20 protein-coding genes are annotated in these 20,749 nt (G+C 68.9%); 11 read left to right on the forward strand and 9 right to left on the reverse strand.

The window, feature by feature from the left end; translation table 11 throughout:
- Positions 1–293: 293 nt before the first annotated feature.
- Together ACFQ9K_RS04750 and ACFQ9K_RS04755 are read left to right on the forward strand one after the other, a co-directional pair.
- Complete coding sequence (locus ACFQ9K_RS04750; protein WP_378718982.1) at positions 294–1,040, forward strand: acyltransferase; 747 nt, start codon at positions 294–296, stop codon at positions 1,038–1,040.
- Positions 1,037–1,582, forward strand: coding sequence for a DUF1697 domain-containing protein (locus ACFQ9K_RS04755; protein ID WP_378718980.1), 546 nt, complete (start codon positions 1,037–1,039; stop codon positions 1,580–1,582). Before ACFQ9K_RS04750 ends, ACFQ9K_RS04755 begins: the two co-directional genes overlap by 4 nt.
- Here ACFQ9K_RS04755 and ACFQ9K_RS04760 read toward each other — a convergent pair.
- From ACFQ9K_RS04760 to ACFQ9K_RS04770, 3 genes are read right to left on the reverse strand one after another with little or no spacing between them, the layout of a single operon-like run.
- Positions 1,579–2,838: a glycosyltransferase family 4 protein gene (locus ACFQ9K_RS04760; protein WP_378718979.1), complete on the reverse strand. Its 1,260-nt coding sequence runs from the start codon at positions 2,836–2,838 to the stop codon at positions 1,579–1,581. The two genes, ACFQ9K_RS04755 and ACFQ9K_RS04760, sit on opposite strands and share 4 nt — an antisense overlap.
- Positions 2,835–4,415: a 1,4-alpha-glucan branching protein domain-containing protein gene (locus tag ACFQ9K_RS04765; RefSeq protein WP_378718978.1), complete on the reverse strand. Its 1,581-nt coding sequence runs from the start codon at positions 4,413–4,415 to the stop codon at positions 2,835–2,837. Before ACFQ9K_RS04765 ends, ACFQ9K_RS04760 begins: the two co-directional genes overlap by 4 nt.
- Positions 4,412–5,185 (reverse strand): class I SAM-dependent methyltransferase, encoded by a 774-nt coding sequence (locus tag ACFQ9K_RS04770; RefSeq protein ID WP_378719016.1) that lies wholly within the window; start codon positions 5,183–5,185, stop codon positions 4,412–4,414. Before ACFQ9K_RS04770 ends, ACFQ9K_RS04765 begins: the two co-directional genes overlap by 4 nt.
- Before the next feature lie 327 nt (positions 5,186–5,512).
- On the opposite strand from ACFQ9K_RS04770, the gene ACFQ9K_RS04775 reads away from it, so the two are divergent.
- The 5 genes from ACFQ9K_RS04775 to ACFQ9K_RS04795 all read left to right on the forward strand — a co-directional run bounded on the left by ACFQ9K_RS04775 (position 5,513) and on the right by ACFQ9K_RS04795 (position 9,854).
- A complete protein-coding gene (locus ACFQ9K_RS04775; protein ID WP_378718976.1) occupies positions 5,513–6,298 on the forward strand; it encodes an electron transfer flavoprotein subunit beta/FixA family protein in 786 nt (261 codons plus the stop codon).
- Positions 6,299–6,334: 36 nt separating this feature from the next.
- Positions 6,335–7,291, forward strand: coding sequence for an electron transfer flavoprotein subunit alpha/FixB family protein (locus ACFQ9K_RS04780; RefSeq protein WP_378718974.1), 957 nt, complete (start codon positions 6,335–6,337; stop codon positions 7,289–7,291).
- Positions 7,292–7,411: 120 nt separating this feature from the next.
- Positions 7,412–8,032: a PadR family transcriptional regulator gene (locus ACFQ9K_RS04785; RefSeq protein WP_378718973.1), complete on the forward strand. Its 621-nt coding sequence runs from the start codon at positions 7,412–7,414 to the stop codon at positions 8,030–8,032.
- Positions 8,033–8,088: 56 nt separating this feature from the next.
- Positions 8,089–9,096, forward strand: coding sequence for an ATP-binding cassette domain-containing protein (locus tag ACFQ9K_RS04790; RefSeq protein ID WP_378718971.1), 1,008 nt, complete (start codon positions 8,089–8,091; stop codon positions 9,094–9,096).
- Positions 9,093–9,854 carry an ABC transporter permease gene (locus ACFQ9K_RS04795; RefSeq protein ID WP_378718969.1) on the forward strand — a complete coding sequence of 254 codons (762 nt, stop codon included), beginning with the start codon at positions 9,093–9,095 and terminating at the stop codon, positions 9,852–9,854. The genes ACFQ9K_RS04790 and ACFQ9K_RS04795 overlap by 4 nt, the downstream gene beginning before the upstream one ends.
- A 74-nt stretch (positions 9,855–9,928) precedes the next feature.
- Here the strand turns inward: ACFQ9K_RS04795 and ACFQ9K_RS04800 are convergent, their stop codons facing one another.
- Positions 9,929–10,786 (reverse strand): LysR family transcriptional regulator, encoded by an 858-nt coding sequence (locus ACFQ9K_RS04800; protein WP_150405406.1) that lies wholly within the window; start codon positions 10,784–10,786, stop codon positions 9,929–9,931.
- Positions 10,787–10,897: 111 nt separating this feature from the next.
- On the opposite strand from ACFQ9K_RS04800, the gene ACFQ9K_RS04805 reads away from it, so the two are divergent.
- The 3 genes from ACFQ9K_RS04805 (at position 10,898) to ACFQ9K_RS04815 (ending at position 14,304) form a co-directional block, all read left to right on the forward strand.
- On the forward strand, positions 10,898–12,190 hold the full coding sequence (locus ACFQ9K_RS04805; protein ID WP_378718966.1) for an NAD(P)/FAD-dependent oxidoreductase: 1,293 nt from the start codon (positions 10,898–10,900) through the stop codon (positions 12,188–12,190).
- A 252-nt stretch (positions 12,191–12,442) separates the two neighbouring features.
- The gene (locus tag ACFQ9K_RS04810) at positions 12,443–13,270 is read left to right on the forward strand and encodes a GNAT family N-acetyltransferase (RefSeq protein ID WP_378718964.1); all 828 of its coding nucleotides are present in this window, start codon (positions 12,443–12,445) and stop codon (positions 13,268–13,270) included.
- Positions 13,267–14,304, forward strand: coding sequence for a lysophospholipid acyltransferase family protein (locus ACFQ9K_RS04815; RefSeq protein WP_378982821.1), 1,038 nt, complete (start codon positions 13,267–13,269; stop codon positions 14,302–14,304). Before ACFQ9K_RS04810 ends, ACFQ9K_RS04815 begins: the two co-directional genes overlap by 4 nt.
- A 68-nt stretch (positions 14,305–14,372) precedes the next feature.
- Here ACFQ9K_RS04815 and ACFQ9K_RS04820 read toward each other — a convergent pair whose 3' ends face one another.
- The 3 genes from ACFQ9K_RS04820 to ACFQ9K_RS04830 form a co-directional block, all read right to left on the reverse strand.
- Positions 14,373–14,720 (reverse strand): DoxX family protein, encoded by a 348-nt coding sequence (locus ACFQ9K_RS04820; RefSeq protein ID WP_378723196.1) that lies wholly within the window; start codon positions 14,718–14,720, stop codon positions 14,373–14,375.
- Between the two features lie 134 nt (positions 14,721–14,854).
- The gene (locus tag ACFQ9K_RS04825) at positions 14,855–16,681 is read right to left on the reverse strand and encodes a glycoside hydrolase family 15 protein (protein WP_378723198.1); all 1,827 of its coding nucleotides are present in this window, start codon (positions 16,679–16,681) and stop codon (positions 14,855–14,857) included.
- Positions 16,678–17,973: a hypothetical protein gene (locus ACFQ9K_RS04830; protein WP_378723199.1), complete on the reverse strand. Its 1,296-nt coding sequence runs from the start codon at positions 17,971–17,973 to the stop codon at positions 16,678–16,680. The genes ACFQ9K_RS04825 and ACFQ9K_RS04830 overlap by 4 nt, the downstream gene beginning before the upstream one ends.
- Before the next feature lie 155 nt (positions 17,974–18,128).
- Between ACFQ9K_RS04830 and ACFQ9K_RS04835 the strand changes: the two genes are divergently transcribed.
- Positions 18,129–18,686, forward strand: coding sequence for a potassium channel family protein (locus tag ACFQ9K_RS04835; RefSeq protein ID WP_378723200.1), 558 nt, complete (start codon positions 18,129–18,131; stop codon positions 18,684–18,686).
- Between the two features lie 32 nt (positions 18,687–18,718).
- Here the strand turns inward: ACFQ9K_RS04835 and ACFQ9K_RS04840 are convergent, their stop codons facing one another.
- Positions 18,719–20,377, reverse strand: coding sequence for an MFS transporter (locus ACFQ9K_RS04840; protein WP_378723201.1), 1,659 nt, complete (start codon positions 20,375–20,377; stop codon positions 18,719–18,721).
- A gap of 14 nt (positions 20,378–20,391) precedes the next feature.
- Positions 20,392–20,718, reverse strand: a complete 327-nt coding sequence (locus ACFQ9K_RS04845; protein WP_378723202.1) for an SHOCT domain-containing protein — start codon at positions 20,716–20,718, stop codon at positions 20,392–20,394.
- Positions 20,719–20,749 lie beyond the last annotated feature (31 nt).

Raw genomic sequence — 20,749 nt, forward strand, 5'->3', positions numbered from 1 at the left:
GCCAGTACGCCGCTTCGCACCTGCTGCACTCCTGTCGTCGTTTCCGCTCGCACGAGACTAAAGCGTGCCGACCCACAACTCTGGAGCGACCCGGTTCGGGTGTACGCGTGTGGATTCGGGGGGCGCCGCCCTCGGCGCAGCAGTCACTGTACGGGAGCGGCTCGCGCGCGTGTTCCGAGTCCTGCCGTTGCGGTCCGGTCGGTGGCCGGATCGGGCCGGACCGCGCCCGTTATGCTCTACCCGTCGCCGCTGACGTGGCGACCAGCCGTTGGACCACGACAGGAGATCCGTTCGTGACGAGCATGTGGGGCGCACCGCTGCGCTCGCGCTGGCGGGGATCGCGCCGCCGGGATCCGCAGCAGGCGCGCTTTCTGACCGTGGCGTCGCTGCGCTGGGTGCTCGCGAACCGGGCGTACACGCCCTGGTACCTGGTGCGCTATTACCGGCTGCTCAAGTTCCGGCTGTCCAACCCGCACATCGTGTTGCGCGGCATGGTCTTCCTCGGCAAGCGGGTCGAGGTGCACGCGACGCCCGAGCTGGGCCGGATGGAGATCGGCCGCTGGGTGCACATCGGCGATGGCAATGCCATTCGCTGCCACGAGGGTTCGCTGCGCATCGGCGACAAGGTGGTGTTCGGCAAGGACAACGTGGTCAACACCTACCTCGACATCGAGATCGGCGAATCGACGCTGGTCGCGGACTGGTGCTACATCTGCGATTTCGACCACAAGATGGACGACATCACCCTGCCGATCAAGGACCAGGGCATCGTGAAGAGCCCTGTCCGGATCGGCCCGGACACCTGGATCGCGGCCAAGGTGACGGTGCTGCGCGAGACGCGCGTCGGCCGCGGCTGCGTGCTCGGCGCGCACGCGGTGGTCAAGGGGGATATCCCGGACTACAGCATCGCCGTCGGCGCGCCCGCCAAGGTGGTCAAGAATCGCAAGGCCGCCTGGGAGGCGAGCGCCGAGGAGCGGGCGCAATACCTTGCGGCGCTGGAAGATATCGAGCGCAAGAAGAACGGCGCGAAGACGGCGTGAACCGCTACGCTGCCCTGCTGCGCGGGATCGGCCCGGGCAACCCGAACATGACCAACGACAAGTTGCGTGGCGTGTTCGAGCGGCTCGGGTTCGACCGGGTCGCGTCGGTGCTGTCGAGTGGCAATATCGTGTTCCGCAGCACCGAGACCGATGTCGGCGCGCTCGAGGACCGGATCCAGCAGGCGCTCAGTGCCGAACTCGGCATCGCCGGCGGCACGATCATCCGCACGCGCGACGAGCTGCAAGCGTTGCTCGACACCGACCCGTTCCCGGGCCTCACCCACGAGCGCGGCACCTACCTGGTGGCCACGTTCGCCAAGGACCGCGAGCTGAAGCCCGGCGAGCTGCCCGGTCAGCTCGACCCGCTCACCCGGATCGTCGGTTACGACGTACCGTGCGGCGCGTTCCTCGCGGTGATCGACAACCGCGAATCCGGCAAGACCCCGGAATACATGGGCTGGCTCGAAAAGACCTACGGCAAGCACCTGACCACGCGCACGTGGCTCACCATCCAGCGCATCATCAAGAAGATGGACGCCTAGAGCGGCTTCGGGTCGCGCTCGGGGAGTGGGCGTTCGACGATGCTCGGCCGGCCGAGCGGATTGCGGACGCGGCGCTTGGCCGAGTGATAGACCTGCGCGGTTTCCGCGGCGACGACGTCCCAGGCGAAATCGGCGGTGAGGCGTTCGCGGGCGGCATAGGCGCGGTCCTGGGCGGCGACCGGATCGTCGAGGGTTGCGCGGGCCGCGTCGACCAGGCCGTCCACGTCGGCGGGCGCGAACGAGGCGCCGGTGACGCCGTCGATGACCGCCTCGCCGAGTCCGCCCGCGGTCGAGGTGATCAGCGGGGTGCCCGCGGCGGCGGCCTCGAGCGCGACGATGCCGAAGGGTTCGTAGCGGCTCGGCAGCACAATGGCGTCGGCGCCGTGCAGCCAGCTCAGCAGCTGGGCGTGGTCGAGCTGGCCGGCGAAGTTCACCGCGCGGGCCACCCGGTGCACCCGGGCGCGCTCGCGCAGCCACTCGAACTGGGTGCCGATGCCCGCGATGGTGAGCGTGGTGCCGGGGTGGGCGCGGCGGATACGCGGGAGCGCGGCGATCGCGTCCTGCACGCCCTTCTCGTATTCGAGCCGGCCGACATAGAGCAGCCGCGGCGGTCCGGTGCGCGGCGAGCGCGGCCGAAAGGTCCACGCGCCCACGTCGATTCCGTTGCGGATCACCGTCATCGGCACCCGCTCCGGGCCGTAGAGACGTTCCACCTCGTCCTGCATCGAGGTCGAGCAGGTGATCAGCGCGTCGGATTCGTTGGCCAGCCACCACTCGACCGAATGCACCTGCCGGTTGACCTTGCCCGCGACCCAGCCGCTGTGCCGCCCGGCCTCGGTGGCGTGAATGGTGGACACCAGCGGCACGTCGTAGTACTCGGCCAGCGCGATGCCGGGGTGCGCGACCAGCCAGTCGTGCGCGTGCACCACGTCGGGCACCCAGCCGTCACCGATGCCCGGCTTGCCCAGCGCGATGCCTGCCCGCACCATCGCGTGCCCCATGGCCAGCGTCCAGGCCAGCATGTCCTCGCCGAAATCGAAGACCGGCGGGTCCTCCGCGACCGCGACCACCAGCACACCCTCGGCGATGAACGAGTGCGTGGGATGGGTCGAGGAGTCGGTGCCGGAGGGACGGCGGGCCAGCACGACCACCTCGTGACCGGCGACGGCCAGCTCGGTCGCCAGGTGGTGCACATGCCTGCCCAACCCGCCGACCACGACCGGCGGGTACTCCCACGACACCATCAAGATCTTCATGCATGTCCTTCTGCGCTGGACGCGGCGTGCTCGGCAGCCGCGGCGAAGCTTCCTCCGGACCCGGCGCTCCCGAGTCGTCGCGCGTCCACACCGGGGAAGAGTCCGTCAGCCGACCCCCATCCTGCCGCCAACTGCTGTGCTTTCGCGAGTTGACCCGCTCCGACGGCGGCCGCGATCTCCCGCACGGCATGCGCGTGCCGGTGCGCGCGGTCGCGCGCGTACCCCGCGGCGGAGTCCTTGCTGACCATGAACGCCCAGTCGCTGGACACGGTGAGAATGGCCTCGCGCAGCAACTGATCGGCGACGTTGTCGCGCAGCGCGGGCGCACCGCCGTCGGCCGGGCGCATCTTGTCGACCGTGTCCAGGGTGAGCCGCACGATGTCGTCGTTGAGTTCGACCAGATCCCGCACCTGATCCCCGGCCCAGACCCGCCAGTCCTTGCCCGAGCCCCAGGACGAATCGGCCAATGGCACCGGCTCCCCGACGAATCCGCGCTCCCGCGCATCGGCCAGCGTGCCAACGTCGACGCCGGCCTCGGGCAGTGCCCGCAACACCTGGGCCAACCACTGCGGGCCCTCGTGCCACCAGTGACCGAACAGCTCGGTGTCGAACGCGGCCACCACCAGCGCTGGCCTGCCGATCCGGGCGGATTCGCTGATCAGTCGCTCGCGCACGGTCTGCACGAAGTCGTCGACGTCGCGGCCGATCGCGGCGGCCGCGAGTTCCGGGTCGTACGGGGCCTTGTCCGGACCGGCCACGGTCTTGCCGGTGACCCGGGACGGCTTGAGACCCGTCGCGTGGTCGTAGTGATGAAAGTCACGGTAGGCGCTCTGCCCCGGGTAGCCCGATTTCGGCGACCACACCCGGTAGCTCACCTGCAGGTCGCGGCCGAACGCGACCACGTCGGACTCGCGCACCGGGCGGCCGAGGGTCGTATCGCCGCGCAATGCGGGACCGTCGACCATGAAATGGGTCACACCGGCGTCGGCGTAACCGATTTCCATGCCCGGCGTGTAGCCGCATTCCGGTGCCCAGATGCCGGTCGGCGTGTGGCCCCAGCGATGGCGTGCGTCGCTCAATCCCTCGGTGAGCTGGAACTGACGCAGCCGCGGATCGAGTAGCGGCTGGAACGGGTGTGCCAGCGGGCCGCCGAGCAACTCGATGGTTTCGGCGTCGATCAGCTCCCGCCAGACCGGCGCGGCGCCGTGCCGCCAGCGTTCCTCGAAATCGGCCAAAGCCGCTGTGGCCAAACGATGTTCGTGCCGGCCGAGGGCGAGGTTGCCGGCCATCGCCGCCTCGTCGGCGCGCAGCTGCCAGTTGCCGAGCCAGTGATGCATGCCGGCCAGGCAGTGCGGGTCGTCCAGCTGGGCCGCCAGCACCGGCGTGATGCCGAGACTGAGCAGATGCGAACGTCCTTCGGCGGCAAGCGTTCTCAGCACCTCGGCGACCGGAAGGTAAGACGCGGCCCAGGATTGGTAGAGCCATTCCTCGCCGACCGGCCAGCGGCCGTGATGGGCGAACCAGGGCAGATGGGAGTGCAGGACCAAGCTGAACTGGCCGGGAACCGCCTCGCTCACGGCTTCACCGCGATGGCGACCAGGTCGAGGCTCGCGTCGATGTCGTCGGCGATCAGGGTGAAGTCATCGATGGTGACCGCGGCGACGTCGGCGGTGAGGTCGGCGGGCCACGGTTCGCCGGCCAGCGCGCGCTCGATCTGCGCGTCGATGAACGAACCGCCGTGCTTGGCGTCCAACGCCTTCAGGCTCGGGCCGTGGTGCACGCCGGTCATCTGCGTGACCTCGAAGCCCGCGTCGACCAGCAGTTCGGTCAGCTCGGCGGCGTTCAGCTCACGGGTGTGGAACGGATTGAGCGGGGTGTCGCGGCCGGGGGAGAAGGTGATCCGGTTCGGCGTGCTGATCAGCAGCTCGCCGCCGGGACGCAGCACCCGCAGGCACTCGCGCAGGAACTGGCCCTGATCCCAAAGGTGTTCGATCACTTGGAAATTCACCACGACGTCGACCGAGGCGTCGGGCAGCGGCAGCGCGGCCAGGTTGCCCTGGATCATCTCCACCCTCGGGTACCGCGCGCGCACGTGCTCGACCGCGCCGGTGTCGTAGTCCACGCCGGTGACCTTGGTGGCCACCGAGGCGATCATGTCCGCGCCGTAGCCTTCGCCGGATCCGGCCTCCAGCACGGTCTTTCCGGCGCAGCGGTCGAGCAGGCGGGCATAGGCGATCTCGTGTCTGCGGAACCAGTAGTTCTCCTCGGCAATGCCGGGGACGGTCCGTTCGCCGGTCAACGGCAGCGGTTCGACGGCGCCGATGGTGGTCGCCGGGGCGCCGGTCATGCCCGTCGGGTCGTCCACTGCGGCAGGGATCACAGCCTCGCTCATCATTCCGACGTTACTGGTACTGAAGGTTTGCGGGATACCCGCACCCGGTCACCGGGATGCCCCTACCCAGTGTGGATGGGCCGTTCCGCGGCGGCCGCGCGGGCGGGCTCCAGCCCGGCACGATATCGCCGGGGCTGGCGTTGTGAGAGAGAAGCGGTTAAGTTACCCACGAGTAACTTAACGTAGGGTAGTGTCACGCCCTGAGCTACTCACACGGACGTACGGCGCCGCCTGTGCGACCACTCCATACGTGTAACCAGAACAGGAGGTCGACGAAGACCGATGCCGAACATCGTCGTACTCATCAAGCAGGTTCCCGACACCTGGTCCGAGCGCAAGCTGACCGATGGTGACTACACCCTCGATCGCGAAGCCGCCGACGCCGTCCTCGACGAGATCAACGAGCGCGCCGTCGAGGAAGCGCTGCTGATCAAGGAGGCGCAGGGCGGCGAGGTCACCGTCCTGGCCGCCGGTCCGGACCGGGCCACCGAGGCCATCCGCAAGGCGCTGTCCATGGGCGCCGACAAGGCCATCCACATCAACGACCCGGCGATCCACGGCTCCGACGCCGTGCAGACCGCGTGGGTGCTGGCGAGCGCGCTCGGCCAGGTCGAAGGTGTCGAGCTGGTCATCGCGGGCAACGAGGCGACCGACGGTCGCGCCGGTGCGGTCCCCGCGATCATCGCCGAATACCTCGGCCTGCCCCAGCTCACGCACCTGCGCAAGCTCACCGTCGACGGGGACAAGGTCACCGGCGAGCGCGAGACCGACGATGGCGTGTTCAAGCTGGAGGCCACCCTCCCGGCCATCGTCAGCGTGACCGAGAAGATCAACGAGCCGCGCTTCCCCTCCTTCAAGGGCATCATGGCCGCGAAGAAGAAGGAAGTGCAGACCTTCACGCTGGCCGACCTGGGCGTCGACCCGTCGACCGTCGGTGTCGCGAACGCGGGCAGCACCGTCACCGGCGCCACCCCGAAGCCGCCGCGTACCGCGGGCGAGAAGATCGCGGACGAAGGCGACGGCGGCACCAAGATCGCCCAGTACCTCGTCGGTCAGAAGATCATCTGATCCCGCCGGTCTGAGACTGCTTAGGAGAGAACACAAATGGCTGAAGTACTTGTGCTCATCGAGCACGCGGACGGTGCGATCAAGAAGGTCAGCACCGAGCTCCTGACCGCCGCCCGCAACCTGGGCGAGCCGGCCGCCGTGGTGCTCGGCACCGCGGGTACCGGCGAGAAGCTGGCCGAGGCGCTCGCCGCGGCCGGTGCGGAGAAGATCTACATCGCCGAGTCCGACGACGTGGAGAACTACCTGCTCACCCCGAAGATCGACGTGCTCGCCGCGCTGACCGAGCAGGTCTCCCCGGCCGCCGTCATCGTCGCCGCCTCGGCCGAGGGCAAGGAGGTGTCGGGCCGCCTCGCCGCCCGCATCGGCTCCGGCCTGCTGGTCGACGTGATCGACGTGAAGTCGGACGGCACCGCCGTGCACTCCATCTTCGGTGGCGCGTTCACCGTCGACGCGAAGGCCACCGGCGACGTGCCGGTGATCTCGGTGCGCCCGGGCGCCATCGAGGCCTCCGCGCAGGCCGGCGCCGGCGAGAAGGTCACCGTCGAGGTGCCCGCGCAGGAAGACGGCGTGGTCAAGGTGACCGCGCGCGAGCCGATCGTCGCCGGCGACCGTCCCGAGCTCACCGAGGCGAACATCGTCGTCTCCGGTGGTCGCGGTGTCGGTTCCGCCGAGAAGTTCTCGGTCGTCGAGGAACTGGCCGACTCGCTCGGTGCCGCCGTCGGCGCCTCGCGCGCCGCGGTCGACTCGGGCTACTACCCGGGTCAGTTCCAGGTCGGCCAGACCGGTAAGACGGTCTCGCCGCAGCTCTACATCGCCCTCGGCATCTCCGGCGCCATCCAGCACCGGGCGGGCATGCAGACCTCGAAGACCATCGTCGCGGTCAACAAGGACGAAGAGGCCCCGATCTTCGAGATCGCGGACTACGGCATCGTGGGTGACCTGTTCAACGTCGCCCCGCAGCTGACCGAAGCGGTCAAGGCCCACAAGGGCTGAGTCGCGACAGCTCGATCGAACGGCCCTCCGGCTTCGGCCCGGGGGGCCGTTCGTGTATCCGGAACATGCTGTGCGGGAAGGCGTTCCGATCGGCCGCCGCGGGTGCGATAGCCTGCGAGTATGGCTGTTCCTACCACCCGGATGCTGGTGCTCGCGATCGTCCGGCTGTTGCAACCGGTGCATGGGTATGACGTTCGGCGTGAGTTGCTGTCCTGGCATGCCGACGACTGGGCGAATGTGAAGCCGGGGTCGATCTACGGTGCGCTGAACACCCTGCAGCGCGACGGGCTGATCGCGGTCGAGGGGGTCGCCCAGGACGGCGCTCGCCCGGAGCGGACCACGTATCGGCTCACCAGCGAGGGGGAGAAGGAGTTCGGCGAGATGCTGCGCGCGTCGTTGTACTCCGCCGAGCAGCCGAAGAACCCGTACTTCGCCGCGGTCGCACTCTTTCCGGCCGCGCCGCGCGACGAGGTCATCGCCGCGTTGAGCAGCCGGATTCTCAAGTTCGAGGCCGAGTTGGCCTTCACCGAGCGGGAGGTGGCGCGGATCCTGGCCGGCAGCGGCAATCCCGCGGAGTCCGAGCCGCACCACGTGGCCGACGCGATGCGCCTGTCCGCCGACCACATCCGGGCGGACCTGAACTGGTCACGAAAGACGTTGGAGCGCATCGAAACCGGTGAGCTCGACGCGTGGGGCGGGGGGAACGCAGCGATGAGCACCTGGGAACCGCCGCTGTCATGATCAAGCGTGAATAGTAAAGCTTGACTATTTGGTCGATCGTTCCTACCGTAAGCGGTGTGGAAACGATCGACACCGTTCGTGGCCGCACACGTACCGCGGTCATCGAGGTGCGTGGGCTCGCCCGAACCTTCAACACCGGAACCGGTCCCGTCGAGGCGGTCAAGGGGGTCGATTTCGCCGTGCGCGACGGCGAAATCCTCGGTCTCCTCGGCCCGAACGGCGCGGGCAAGACGACCACCCTGCGGATGCTCAGCACGCTGATCGCGCCGACCGCCGGCGAGGCGAGCGTCTCCGGCGCGGACCTACGGACCGAGGCGCGACTGGTGCGGTCGCGGATCGGGTATGTCGCGCAGGGCAACATGACCAACGATCTCGAACTCGTGATCGATGAATTGATCCTCCAGGCAAGGCTTTTCGGCCTGAGCAAGCCTCAGGCGGCGCGCAGTGCCGAGGAGCTGCTCGCCGCGCTGGACCTGGACGGACTCGGCGGGCGCAAGTGCGCACAGCTGTCCGGCGGGCAGCGTCGCCGGGTGGACATCGCGCTCGGTCTGGTGCACGGCCCGACGCTGATCTATCTGGACGAGCCGACCAGCGGACTGGATCCGCAGAGCCGGGCCAATCTGTGGGAACACATTCGGGGACTGCGGGATCGGGGCACCACCATCGTGCTCACGACGCACTATCTGGAGGAGGCCGACGCGCTCTGTGACTGGCTGCTGGTGATGGATCACGGCGAGATCGTCGCCGAGGGCACGCCCGACGAACTCAAGCGCCGCATCTCCGGCGACGTGGTCAGCGTCGAAATCGCCGGCGAGCAAGCCGATCTCGCGCTGCGGGTGGCCGAAGCGGCGCTCGACGTCCGGTCGGGGGTTCGAGCCGAGGACGCGGGCGCGACGGTGGTGCACCTGACCGTCGAGCGCGGCGACGCCGCCGTGGTGCCCCTGCTGCGGGCATTGGACGAGCGGGGGATCACGCCGGGCGCGATCACGGTGAAGCGGCCGAGCCTCGACGATGTGTTTCTCACCCTCACCGGACGTTCACTGCGCGAAGGGAATCGGTCATGAGGTTCGCCCGCGACACCGGGCTGATCTTCTGGTCTCAGCTGCGCAGCAATCTGCGCAACCCGATGTGGGTGCTGATCGGCCTGTCGCAGCCGGTGCTGTATCTGGTGCTGTTCGGCCCGTTGATCAAGGGCGTCGCGCCCGCGCTCGGGACCGACGTCGACCCATGGAAGATCCTCACGCCGGCCCTGGTCATCCAGACCGGGCTGATGGGTTCGCTGTATGCCGGATTCGCGATCATCTCGGAGTTGCGCGCGGGTGTCGTGGAGCGGCAACGGGTTACCCCCGCCGACCGGGGAGCGCTGTTGCTCGGCCGGGTGCTCAAGGACATGGTGGTGCTGATCGTGCAGGCCCTGATCCTGGTCGCGGTGGCGGTGCTGGCCTTCGGATTGCGGCCGGACCCACTGGGTTTGGTGCTGTCGGTGCTGCTGATCGCGGTGATGGCCGCCGGTCTCGCGGCCGCGTCCTACGCGCTGGGCCTGTGGGCCAGGGACGAGGGCACGCTCGCCTCGGTGCTCAACACCCTGACCCTGCCGATCATGCTGCTGTCCGGAATCCTGCTGCCGATGGCCGTCGGACCGAACTGGCTGCGCTACATCGCGAAGGCAAACCCGTTCTCGCACACCGTGGATGCCGCGCGGGCGCTGTTCCGCGGCGACTTCGGCAGCACCGACGTCTACCTCGGCACCGGCGTCACTGTCGCGGTTGCGCTGGTGCTCATGGTGATCGGCGCCCGCAGCTTCGCCAGGGAGAACGCCTGACCGGAACCGGCAGGGACACCGCATGATTCAGGACGAACGACCCCGAGTTCACGCTCGGGGTCGTTCGCTGTCGATCAAGGCCGGTGCAACCCGGCGAGCAGCGTGGTGAGAATCGGCGAGCGGCGCACATCGCTGCGCAGCACCGCCGAGACCGGAATGCGGAGCTTCTGCTCGGCCAGTTTCAGCACCACCAGGCCCTCGGTGGAACTCTCCGCGTACAGCACCGTCCACGCGTCGGGCCGGTTGATCAGCTCCAGGGTCGCGGTGTGGTCGGGCGGAATCGGCGGGCCGAACGTCGGCCCGGTCGGCAGCTCGGCGAACGCGGATCGAATCACGGTGTGCAACAACACCTGTTCCTGCTCTGGCGGCAGCAGCAGCGGATACCTGCTCAGATCCGACAGCGTCACCGTCTCCCTGGTGGCCAGCGGGTGGGCGCTGGAGGTGGCGATCACCAGATCCTCCACCCACAGCTGCTCCACCTCCAGCCCGGGCTGATCGACGCTGCCGCGGATGAGCGCGAGATCGCAGTCGCCGTCGGCCACCGCGGTGATCCGCTGCCGGAACGGCTTGATCACGAACTCGATCTCCGCCTCGGGGTGCGTCGCGCGGGCGCCGGCGATCGCGGACAGCGATCGGGTCGCGAAGGACATGTTCGCGGCGAGCCGGATCCGCGGGCCGACGGTGCGCACGGCCGCCCGGATGGCGGACTCGAGGCTGAGCATCTGTTTCGCAAGGGGAAGTAGCCGTGCGGTGGCGTCGGTGGCCACCACCGATCTTGTCGAGCGCTCGAACAACTGCACGCCGAGATCACGCTCGAGCCGGGAGATCTGATGGCTGATCGCGGACTGTGAGATAAAGCACCTCGCGGCCGCTCCGCTGAAGCTGAGCTCCTCGCAGACGGCCACGAAGTAGGTGAGCTGCCGAAGTTCCACAGCGCCTCCGATTAATGACGGATCGAGATAAGAGTCATCTGAATTATGCGCCCTAACTCCTGAAATATCTTCGTTCCCGATGACGGTTGGTAATGAGAGAAGGAGGCTGTCATGCAGTACGTGGATGCGGGAATCGAAACCGCGGGTGTCGTCATCGTCGGATCGGGGTTCGGCGGACTTTCCGCCGCCAAGCAACTTGCCAAGTCGGGTATCGATTACGTGCTGATCTCCAGCACGCCGGAGCACCTGTTCCAACCGTTGTTGTACCAGGTAGCGACCGGTGTGCTGGCATCGGAGGAGATCGCGCCGCCGATCGCCTCCATTCTGCGCCGCCACCGCGAGGCGGACGTGCGCCTCGGCAAAGTCGTCGCCATCGATCCGGACAAGGCGATCGTCACCTATGAGCACGACGGCGAGCAGCGCCGGATCCGGTACGGCTCGCTGATCGCCGCCACCGGCGCCAGCCAGTCCTACTTCGGCCGTGACGATTTCGCCGAGAAGACCTTCTCGCTCAAGACCATCGACGACGCCAAACTCCTGCGCGCACAGATCCAGCGGGTCTTCGCCGAGGCCGCGGGCGCCGACGAGGAGACCAGGCGCAGGCTGCTGAGCTTCGTCGTGGTCGGCGCGGGCGCGACCGGCGTCGAGGTGGCCGGTCAGCTGAAGGAACTCGCGAAAAGGTACTACCACCAAGAGGTTTCGGTCACCCTGGTCGAGGGCGCCGGTGAGGTGCTGCCCCCGTTCGGCGGCGGGCTGTCGGAGTACGCGAAGAAATCGTTGACCCGTTCCGGCGTCGACGTGCTGCTCGGCACCTTCGTCACCGACATCGAAGCGGGCAAGGTCACGGTCAAGGACAAGAGCGGCGTCGAGCGCGGCATCGCGGCCGAGACCATCGTCTGGTCGGCGGGCGTGCAGGTCGGCGGGTTCGCGAAGGTGCTCGCCGAGGCCACCGGCGTCGAGACCGACCGGGCCGGAAGGCTGTTGATCAATCCGGACCTGACCGTCGGCGGCTACGCCGACATCTACGCCATCGGCGACATGACCTCCTTGAACGGCTACCCGGGCCAGTCGCCGGTGGCCATGCAGGAGGGCAGGCACGCCGCGGACATCATTCGCCGAAAGAAGCAGGCGGGCACCGCGTTCAAGTACTGGGACAAGGGCAGCATGGCGGTGATCAGCCGGTTCAGCGCGGTGACCAAGCTGAACGACAAGATCACCTTCCGCGGCCTGATCGCCTGGGTCATGTGGCTCGCCGTGCACCTGTTCTACCTGGTCGGCTTCCGCAACCGGTTCGCCGCGGTGGCGTCCTGGCTGGTCGCCTTCATCGGCACCGGGCGTCCCGGGTTCGCCGAGGTGACCAAGGCTGCCGAGAAACCACGCGTCGCCGAGAAAACGGCCGCCTGACGCTCGTTCATCCGCCGAAAGCCGCAGCGCGAACACCTCGCGTCGCGGCTTTCGCGGTGTCGGCGATATGTCGAAATGTGTTCCACGCGAGGCATTAGGCAGCCGAAAGACGCGGTTGCGGCGCGCGGGCGCGAACGGGACGCGACGGTCCGGTGAACGCTCGGTGTGATCATCGTCTCGTTCACTGAACCGGCATCGGCGCGACACTTCGGGGTCGCTCCGGCGCAGTGTGCGGCTGGGTTCATTGACGATATGACTATTACGTCCGTGTTGACAGCCCCGGCGCGCTCGACGGACTCCGGGGTGGAACGGTCACGGTACTCGCTGGTCGTTTCGTCCGACGCCGAGCACCGCGTGGCGGCGCAGCGACTGCGCTACGGCGTCTTCGCCGGCGAGCCGGGGTTCCACCTCCCAGACAACGGAACGGGCCTGGACGCCGACCGTTTCGATGAGCACTGCGACCACCTGCTGGTTCGCGACGACCTGACCGAAGACTTCGTCGGCTGCTACCGGATGCTGCCGCCGGACCAGGTCGCCGCGGCCGGCGGCTACTACACCGCCACGGAATTCGATCTGGCCCAACTGGATCCGGCCGGCCGCCGGATCGTCGAGATGGGCCGCGCCTGCGTCGTGCCCGACCATCGCAACGGCTCGGTGCTGACCCTGATGTGGGCGGGCATCCTGCACTACATCCAGCTCACCGGTTACGACTGGGTGATGGGCTGCGTCTCGGTGCCGATGCAGGACAGCCCGGCCGACGAGCCCGGGGTGAACGTGCGCGGCGTGCGCGACCTGCTGCTCGGCCGGCACGGCTCGGATCCGGAACAGCGGGTGCGCCCGCTGCGCCCGGTGGTCGTGGACGGCAAGACCCTCGACGACCTGACCCCGCCCGCCCGGCCCAAGCTGCCGCCGCTGCTGCGCGGCTACCTGCGCCTCGGCGCGGAGATCTGCGGCGAGCCCGCGCACGATCCGGACTTCGGCGTCGCCGACTTCGTCGCCGTGCTCGGCCTGGACACCATCAACACCCGCTACCTCAACCGATTACAGGACGCGGCCGCGACCTTCGACGGGGGACGGTGAGGACTGTGGTGTTCGACGCGCCGCCCGCACCGGCCACCGCACACGCGTGGATGCCGTCGAGCCCGTGCGGGCCCGGCTGCATCGAGTCGATCGACCAGGTCGGTACCGGCCGGGTCGTCGGCAGGCTGCTCGGCGTCGCCGGGCTGCTGATCAGCTTCCCGCTGGTGAATCTGGTGACGCCGCAGGGCAGGCGCGAACGCTTGCAGCGCGGGTACGCGCGCACGCTGCTGAGTTGTCTCGGCATGGAATTGCGGATCGTCGATCGCCGGATCGACTCGGACGGGCGCGGTGCTGTCGATGAGGGCAGCACCGCGCCCGCCGGTTACGCGCCGTCCGGCACCGGGGTGATGGTGGTCGTCGGGCACATCGGCTGGACCGACATCGTCGCGCTGGCCGCCGTGCAGCCGCTCGGCTTCGTGGCCAGGGCGGACATGGTCGACTGGCCGGTGCTCGGCAAGCTGGCGACGCTGATGCGGGTCATCCCGATCGAGCGGGAGAAGCTGCGCAAGCTGCCCGGCGTGGTTGAGCAGGTCGGCGCCAGGCTGTCGGCGGGCGAGCGGATCGCGGTGTTCCCCGAGGGAACCACCTGGTGCGGTCGCGCGTACGGCAGCATGCGGCCCGCGCTGTTCCAGGCGGCCGTCGACACCGTGACTCCGGTGCAGCCGGTGCGGTTGCGCTACCTGGACAGGCACGGGGTCCAGTGCACGGTGCCCGGTTTCGTCGGCGTGGACACCTTCGCCTCGTCCGCCCGCAGGGTGCTGCGTTCGCGTGGCATGGTCGCCGAGGTGGTGCTGGAGTCGGTGCAGCAGCCGGGCACCGATCGGCGCGATCTGGCTCGGCGCTGTGAGGCCGCCATCCGCGGCGCGGAGCTGTCGCGCCACGGTGCGCTCGACGCCACGGTGTGGATCGAGGCGGGCCAGACCCGAGTTCAGGACCCGTCGGTCGCCACCGACGCACCGGAGGTGCGCAGGCCACCTCGCCGCCTCCGCCCGGTCTTGCGTGGCCGCGGCCGTCGAGTCGAGCCGGTCGGATAGTTCGGCCACCGATCGACGAAGCAGCCGCAGGCAATTGCCTGCGGCTGCTTCTCGTCTGTGTGCTCGGCCTACCGGGCGATTTGCAGCGCCAGGGTGGCGGCGGCCGGGACCAGGTACAGCACCGGGAAGATCGCGGTCTGGTACGAGCGGGCCCGGATGGCGGTGGCCGAGGCCAACAGGAAGTAGGCGATCAAGCACACCGCCGCCGCGACGCCGATGGCCGGGATGAAGAAGCCGACGATCAGGCCGAGCGCGCCCGCCGACTTGGCCAGGGCCAGCCAGTTCCACCACGCCCGCGGCACGCCGTACTGCTCGAGCGGCTCGACGACGAACTGCTTCTGTGCGGCCAGCGAGTAACCCGAGAACCCGATCCACAGGGCAGCGAGCACACCGACGATGTAGTAAGCGACGTTCATTGTTCGATCCTTCTGTTCGCTCGGCAGCGTGTCTGCCTGGTTGCCTGGTAGACGACGCGGTCATCCCGGGTGTGACAGCAGAGCGGCGTGGTTCGCGCGAACGAGACGCAGGTCTCATTGGAGGAGACGTCCGGTCAGGTGGATCCGCTGGTGAGCGCGTCGTCCAGGGTGAGCGCGGCATCGATCAGGGCCAGATGGGTGAAGGCCTGGGGGAAGTTGCCGAGCTGTTCGCCGGTGAGCGCGACCTCCTCGGCGTAGAGACCGACATGGTTGGCGTAGGTGAGCATCTTCTCGAACACCAGGCGAGCCTGGGTGAGTTCGCCGGCCTGGGCCAAGGCGTTCACGTAGTCGAACGTGCAGAGGGAGAAGGTGCCTTCGGCCCCGCGCAGGCCGTCCGGCGCCGCCGCCGGGTCGTAGCGGTACACCAGGCTGTCGGTCACCAGTTCGTCGGTGATCGCGGCCAGGGTGGACAGCCAGCGGGGATCGCGCGGCGCGACGAAGCCGACCTTCACCATGCGCAGCAGGGACGAGTCGAGGACCTCCGAATCGTATTGCCGGACAAAGGCTCGGCGGCGCGGATTCCAGCCGCGGTCCCAGAGCTGGGCGTAGATCTGGTCTCGTTCGGCCCGCCACTGCTCGATCGGACCGGGCAGGCCGTGGGTCGTCGCGATCCGGATGGCGCGGTCGAAGGCCACCCAGCTCATCAACCGGCCGTAGCTGAAATCGGCCGCCCCGCCGCGGGTTTCCCAGATCCCCTCCTCCGGCCGGTCCCAATTGAACGCCAGCCAGTCGAGGATGGCGAGCACGTCCTGCCAGCCCTCGTGGCCGATGCGCAGGCCGCTGCGGTCGGCGCGATAGAGGGCGTCGAGCAGCTCGCCGTAGATGTCGAGCTGAAGTTGATCGGCGGCGTTGTTGCCGATGCGCACCGGAACGGATCCGCGGTAGCCCGTCCAGTGGCCGAGCACTTCCTCGCGCAACTCCGGGGAGCCGTCCACCCGGTACATGATCCCCAGCCGCCCGTCGGTTTCCCGGTAGCGGTTGCGCAGCCACCGGGCGAAATCCGCTGCCTCCTCGGTGAATCCGAGGGCGAGCAGCGAGTGCACCGAGAACGCGGCGTCCCGGATCCAGGTATAGCGGTAGTCCCAGTTGCGCTCGCCGCCGATCTGTTCGGGCAGTCCGGCGGTCGGCGCCGCGACGATGGCGCCGGTCGGCGCGTAGGTCAGCAGCTTGAGCGTGATCGCCGAGCGGTGCACGATCTCGCGCCAGCGACCCTGATAGGTCGACCGCGCCAGCCAGGAGTGCCAGTAGCGAACCGTGCTCTGGAACAGCTGCTCGATCTCGGCCGGGTGGATGGTGCGCGGCGGTCCCGGCGCGGCCGATTCCAGCACGATCCCGCGCGTCTGGCCTGCAGCTAGCGTGATCGAGCCGTAGACATGTCCGTCCTCGGTGGTGTGCATCTCGGCGAGCCGAGCGTCATCCGGGGCACGCACCACGTGCATGGTCAGGTTGTGCTCCCCACCGTCGAAGACGGCGCCGTCTTCGGTGAGCTTCGTGGAATGCGACCGGCGTCCGTAGTCGAAGCGGGGCATCAGGTCCAGGTCGAAGGTGAGGCGGCCGCGCACGCACCGCACCGTTCGCACCAGCCGATGGTTCGGCGTCGCCGCGCGCCCGGGCAGCGGCGCCATGAAGTCGTACACCTCGCCGGTGCCGTCCTCGGTCATGAATCGGGTGATCAGAATCGCGGTCTCGGGGAAGTACATCTGCGTACTCCGGTAGGGGCGAACCGAGGGCTGGATTCGGCAGTGCCCGCCGCGTTCCTGGTCGAGCAGTGACCCGAAGACGCTCGGTGCGTCGAAGCGAGGACAGCAGAACCAGTCGATGGTGCCGTCGGTGGCGACGAGTGCGGCCGTTTGCAGGTCGCCGATCAGTCCGTGATCGGCGATCGCCGGAGCGTCGGTCATGAGGATTCTCCTTGTCGTTGAGCGGTTTCGGATTTCGGCGCCGCCCTGGCCACCAGTTCCACCGCCAGCAGCAGCACCCCGGTGACCGATGCGATGCCGAGTACGACCAGGCCGGTGGGAAACGGCCAGAACGCCACCGCCAGCGCGGCGCCCGCGACGATGACCGCCCGCAACGGCATCCGGTAGCGATCCGCGAGGATCTCGGCCGCCGTCGGGTCGCCATGGCGCCGCCCGCGCAGCGCGGCCAGGGCACGCGCGCCGCCGCGGCGCACCGCCTGTGCCGAGATCGACGGTCCCGCAAGATAACTCGCCATCGCGACGATCACGCCCACCGCCAGCACGGCGCGCAGGCCCGCGCGCAGCGGCGCGTAAACGGCATCGATCAACGCGGCGGCCGCATCGGCGGAGAGGATCTGCGGCGGCATGGCGTCGAGGTAGGCGCGGCGCCCGATGACCAGCGCGACGGCGAGCACGACCATCGCCAGCGCGGCGCTCGATCCGGCCAGCGCGAGCGCCCTGGTCCGGTGCGCGCGCGGCGCCGACCAGACCGCGCAGCCTGCGGCGGCGAGTGCGATCCAGGGCAGCGCGTTCGCCAGGCGATCGAGCGTGCGGACGGCCTGCCGCGCCTTGACCAGGTCCGCGGAGCGGAACAGGACGAACTGCGCGTCGACCTCGGGCAGCCTGTCGCCGAGGGTGATTCCGCGTTCGGCGAGCCGCTGGCGCACGATCTCCAGCACCGCTTGCAGCGAGATGCTCACCGTGCCTTGGTCATCGACCTCGACGGCGGTTCCAGGCCCGCCGACGAGCAGCGCGACGAGCGTCTCGTGTGCGCGCCGGTTCGCGGCGACCCACAGCCGTTGGAATTCCTCGCTGGACACCAGCGACAGCGCGACCTGGTGGATCGCGGCTTCGGCCTGAGCGGCCACCAGCGGCGGCAGCGCGCGCAACGCGTCCGCCACGCGCGGCCGTTCGGCCGCCTGCGGCAGGTTGTCGGCCAGCGCGGTCAACGCGTCCGCGGTGACCTGTTCGATGTCGACCCTGGTGCTGACCGCCGTGGTGATCCGGTCCGCGAGTTCGTTGTGTATCGCCGGATCCGAACCCAGGGGCGCCATGGTGGCGACGTAGCGGTCCGTGTCCAGGAGTTCGCTCCGGCAGAAGCGCGCGACGACCGCGCCGAGCACGGCAATACCCATGAGCGTCAACAGGATTCCCACGCTCGTCCAGCGAAGTCCGGACCGGACCCGGCGGGTGGGTGCCGCGCCCGCGGCGCGCGATGGCACGTCCGTGGTCATGATCGCCTCGATTCCACTGCGCCGAACGGATATTCGCCGATATCGCGAACGGAATGGCCGCACGCGGGCCCGCAGCGTAAAGTCGATTCGAATAGTTCGTGTGCGCGCCGGTGGCCAAGATTCGGGGACCGGCCGGCCGAAGGGGAATTGTTCGCATGCCCACCGGAGAGACTTCGCCGAATCCGTCGGCGCGCAATGCCCGGCGCGGCGTGCTGCTCGCCGTTGCCGCGGTGATCGCGGTGTGGATTTCCTATTTCCTGTTGCCGTTCACGCGAATCGGCGATATCCGGACGCTGCTGTTGCTGGTTGCCGGAGCCGTCGCGATCGGTGCCATATTCCTGTGGCAGATTCGCGGTGTGTTGCGCGCCGAATATCCGGTGGCCCGCGCGCTGGAGGCCGCGGTCGCCATTTTCGGCTGCTACATCATCGGCTGTGGCACGGTGTATTACCTGTTGTCCGTGGGGGATCCGGCCGGATTCAGCGAACCCCTGACGAAGCTCGACGCGTTGTACTTCAGCGTCACGGTGTTCGCGACGGTCGGCTTCGGGGACATCGTGGCGATGTCCCAGACCGCCAGGGCGGTCGTGCTGGCGCAGATGATCGGCAATCTGATCCTGATCGGGTTGGCGCTGCGGCTGCTGACCGCGTCGGTTCAATGGCGCCGCGCGCAGTTGCGGGCGGGCCGTCCAAGTCGCCCCACCGAATCGGACTGAGCTGCCGCGCCGGCGAAATCGACTCCACGACATCATGTTCTGCCTCCTTGATCGGTGCGGGTCGGGGGTGGGCCCGGGTCCGTCGCGGTGCCGACGGCGCGACGCGGGAGCAACCCGGTGCCGAACAGCGCCACGACGGCGAGCGCCGCGGCGAGGGCGAGCGCCGCCCGCAGGGCGGTGAGCCGAGCGTCGGTATTGACCGAGACGATCGCGTCCGCGGTGGCCGGCGGCACCCCGGCCGCGTCGAGCGCCGCGCGCAACTGCGTGGTGGACACGAACGACGCGCCGTCCGCCAGCTGAGTCGTGGCCTGCTGCTGCACGGACGCCGGAACCTCGGGATTGCCGTCAATTCCGGTGCGCGCGGCGCCGATCAGCGTCGCGATCAACACCGACCCGATCAGCGCGGTGCCGAGCGAGGCGCCGAGACTGGTCGCCGTGTTTTGCAACCCGCCGACCTCGGCGCTGCGGGTGTCCGGCACGGCGGCGACGGTGACCGCGCCGAGCTGTGCGGACAGCGCACCGAGCCCGAGACCCAGGAACACCATGGGAATCAGCACCACGCCTGCGCCCGCGCCGGGGTCCAGGCCGGCGACCAGGATCATGATGCCGACGATCATGGCGGTCAGCCCGAACCGCACCGTGCGCCGCGGGCCTGCCCGTGGCCGGAGCTTGGGCAGGCCCGCCGCGGTCAGCACCAGCGCGACGGACAACGGCAGCACGCGGAGACCGGTCTCGACCGCGCTGAGTTCCAGCGCGACCGACAGGTAGAGCGGGACCGCGAAGAAGACGCCCGCCTGGACGAGGAACTGCGCGAAGAACATCCCGAGCCCGCCGACCAGCTGCGGGTTACCCAGCAGCGCGGCGTCGATCAGCGGCTCCCGGCCCGCGCGAACGAGCCGGGCCTCCCAGCGCAGCAACCCGTAGAGCGTGATCAGGCCCGAGAGCAATAACCAGATCACCGGGGACAGGCCGAGTAGCTGCGGCCCGCCCGGCCGTGGGCGCACCCAGCCCCAATCGCTGGACCGCAGTACGCCGTACACGAACATGCCGAGGCCGGACACCGACAACGCCGCACCGGCCAGGTCGAGCCGGACCGGCGCGGCCGCGACGTCGGCGACCCGGCGCAGCACCAGCAGGATGGCGAGCACGAGGAAGACCTCGCCGAGAAACACATAGCGCCAGGACGCGAAGGTGGTGACCGCCCCGCCGATCATCGGCCCGATCGCCACCGCGCCCGCGCCCGCGGCGGCGACCAGACCGTATGCCGCCGCGCGCCGCGCGACCGGGAAGTTCGCCGCGACCAGCGCCACGATCGCGGGCATGATCAGCACCGCGCCCAGCCCCTCCAGCACGGACCAACCGAGCAGCAGCACACCGAGATTCGGCGCCACCGCGGTGATGAGCGAGCCGACGCCGTAGACGACGAGACCGGTGGCGAACGCCCGTTTGCGGCCGAGCATGGTGCCGACCTTGCCGCCGGTGATCATCAGGGTCGCCATGACCAGCGTGTAGAGCGTGATGGCGGTCTGGATGCCGGTCACCGGGGTGCCCAGATCGGCGGCCACGCTCGCCATCGACACGTTCATCACCGAGCTGTCCAGCGTCATCAGGAATTGGCCTGCGGCAAGCACGGTGAGCACCAGGCTCGAACCGGCGCCGGGCGTGGCCGGGGTCTGTCCCGCGTGGTTCATCGGGCAGCCGACGGCTAGGGCAGGATCGTTTCCTTGATGCGTTTGAATTCTTCGTCGGTGATCGCGCCGTTGTCGAGCAGTTTCTTCGCGGTGGCGATCTGGGACGACGAGTCGATGCCCGCGACCGTCCGGATGTATTCGTTCTCCGCCTCGTAGTAGCGCACGCGGTCGTCGCTACGCCGCTCCGCCATGGAATTGCCCCGCGCGATCAAATAGATCAGCGCGGTCACGAACGGCAGCACGAGCAGGCAGACGATCCAGAGCGCCTTTATCCAGCCAGCGGTATCACGGTCGCGGAACAGGTCGGAGATGATGGCGAAGACAATCATCAGGTACGCCACGAACAAGAATGTCATGATGCTGAACCACAGG

Origin of the sequence: Nocardia sp. NPDC056564, from assembly GCF_042793755.1 — a bacterium.
In the GTDB taxonomy this organism is placed as follows: domain Bacteria; phylum Actinomycetota; class Actinomycetes; order Mycobacteriales; family Mycobacteriaceae; genus Nocardia.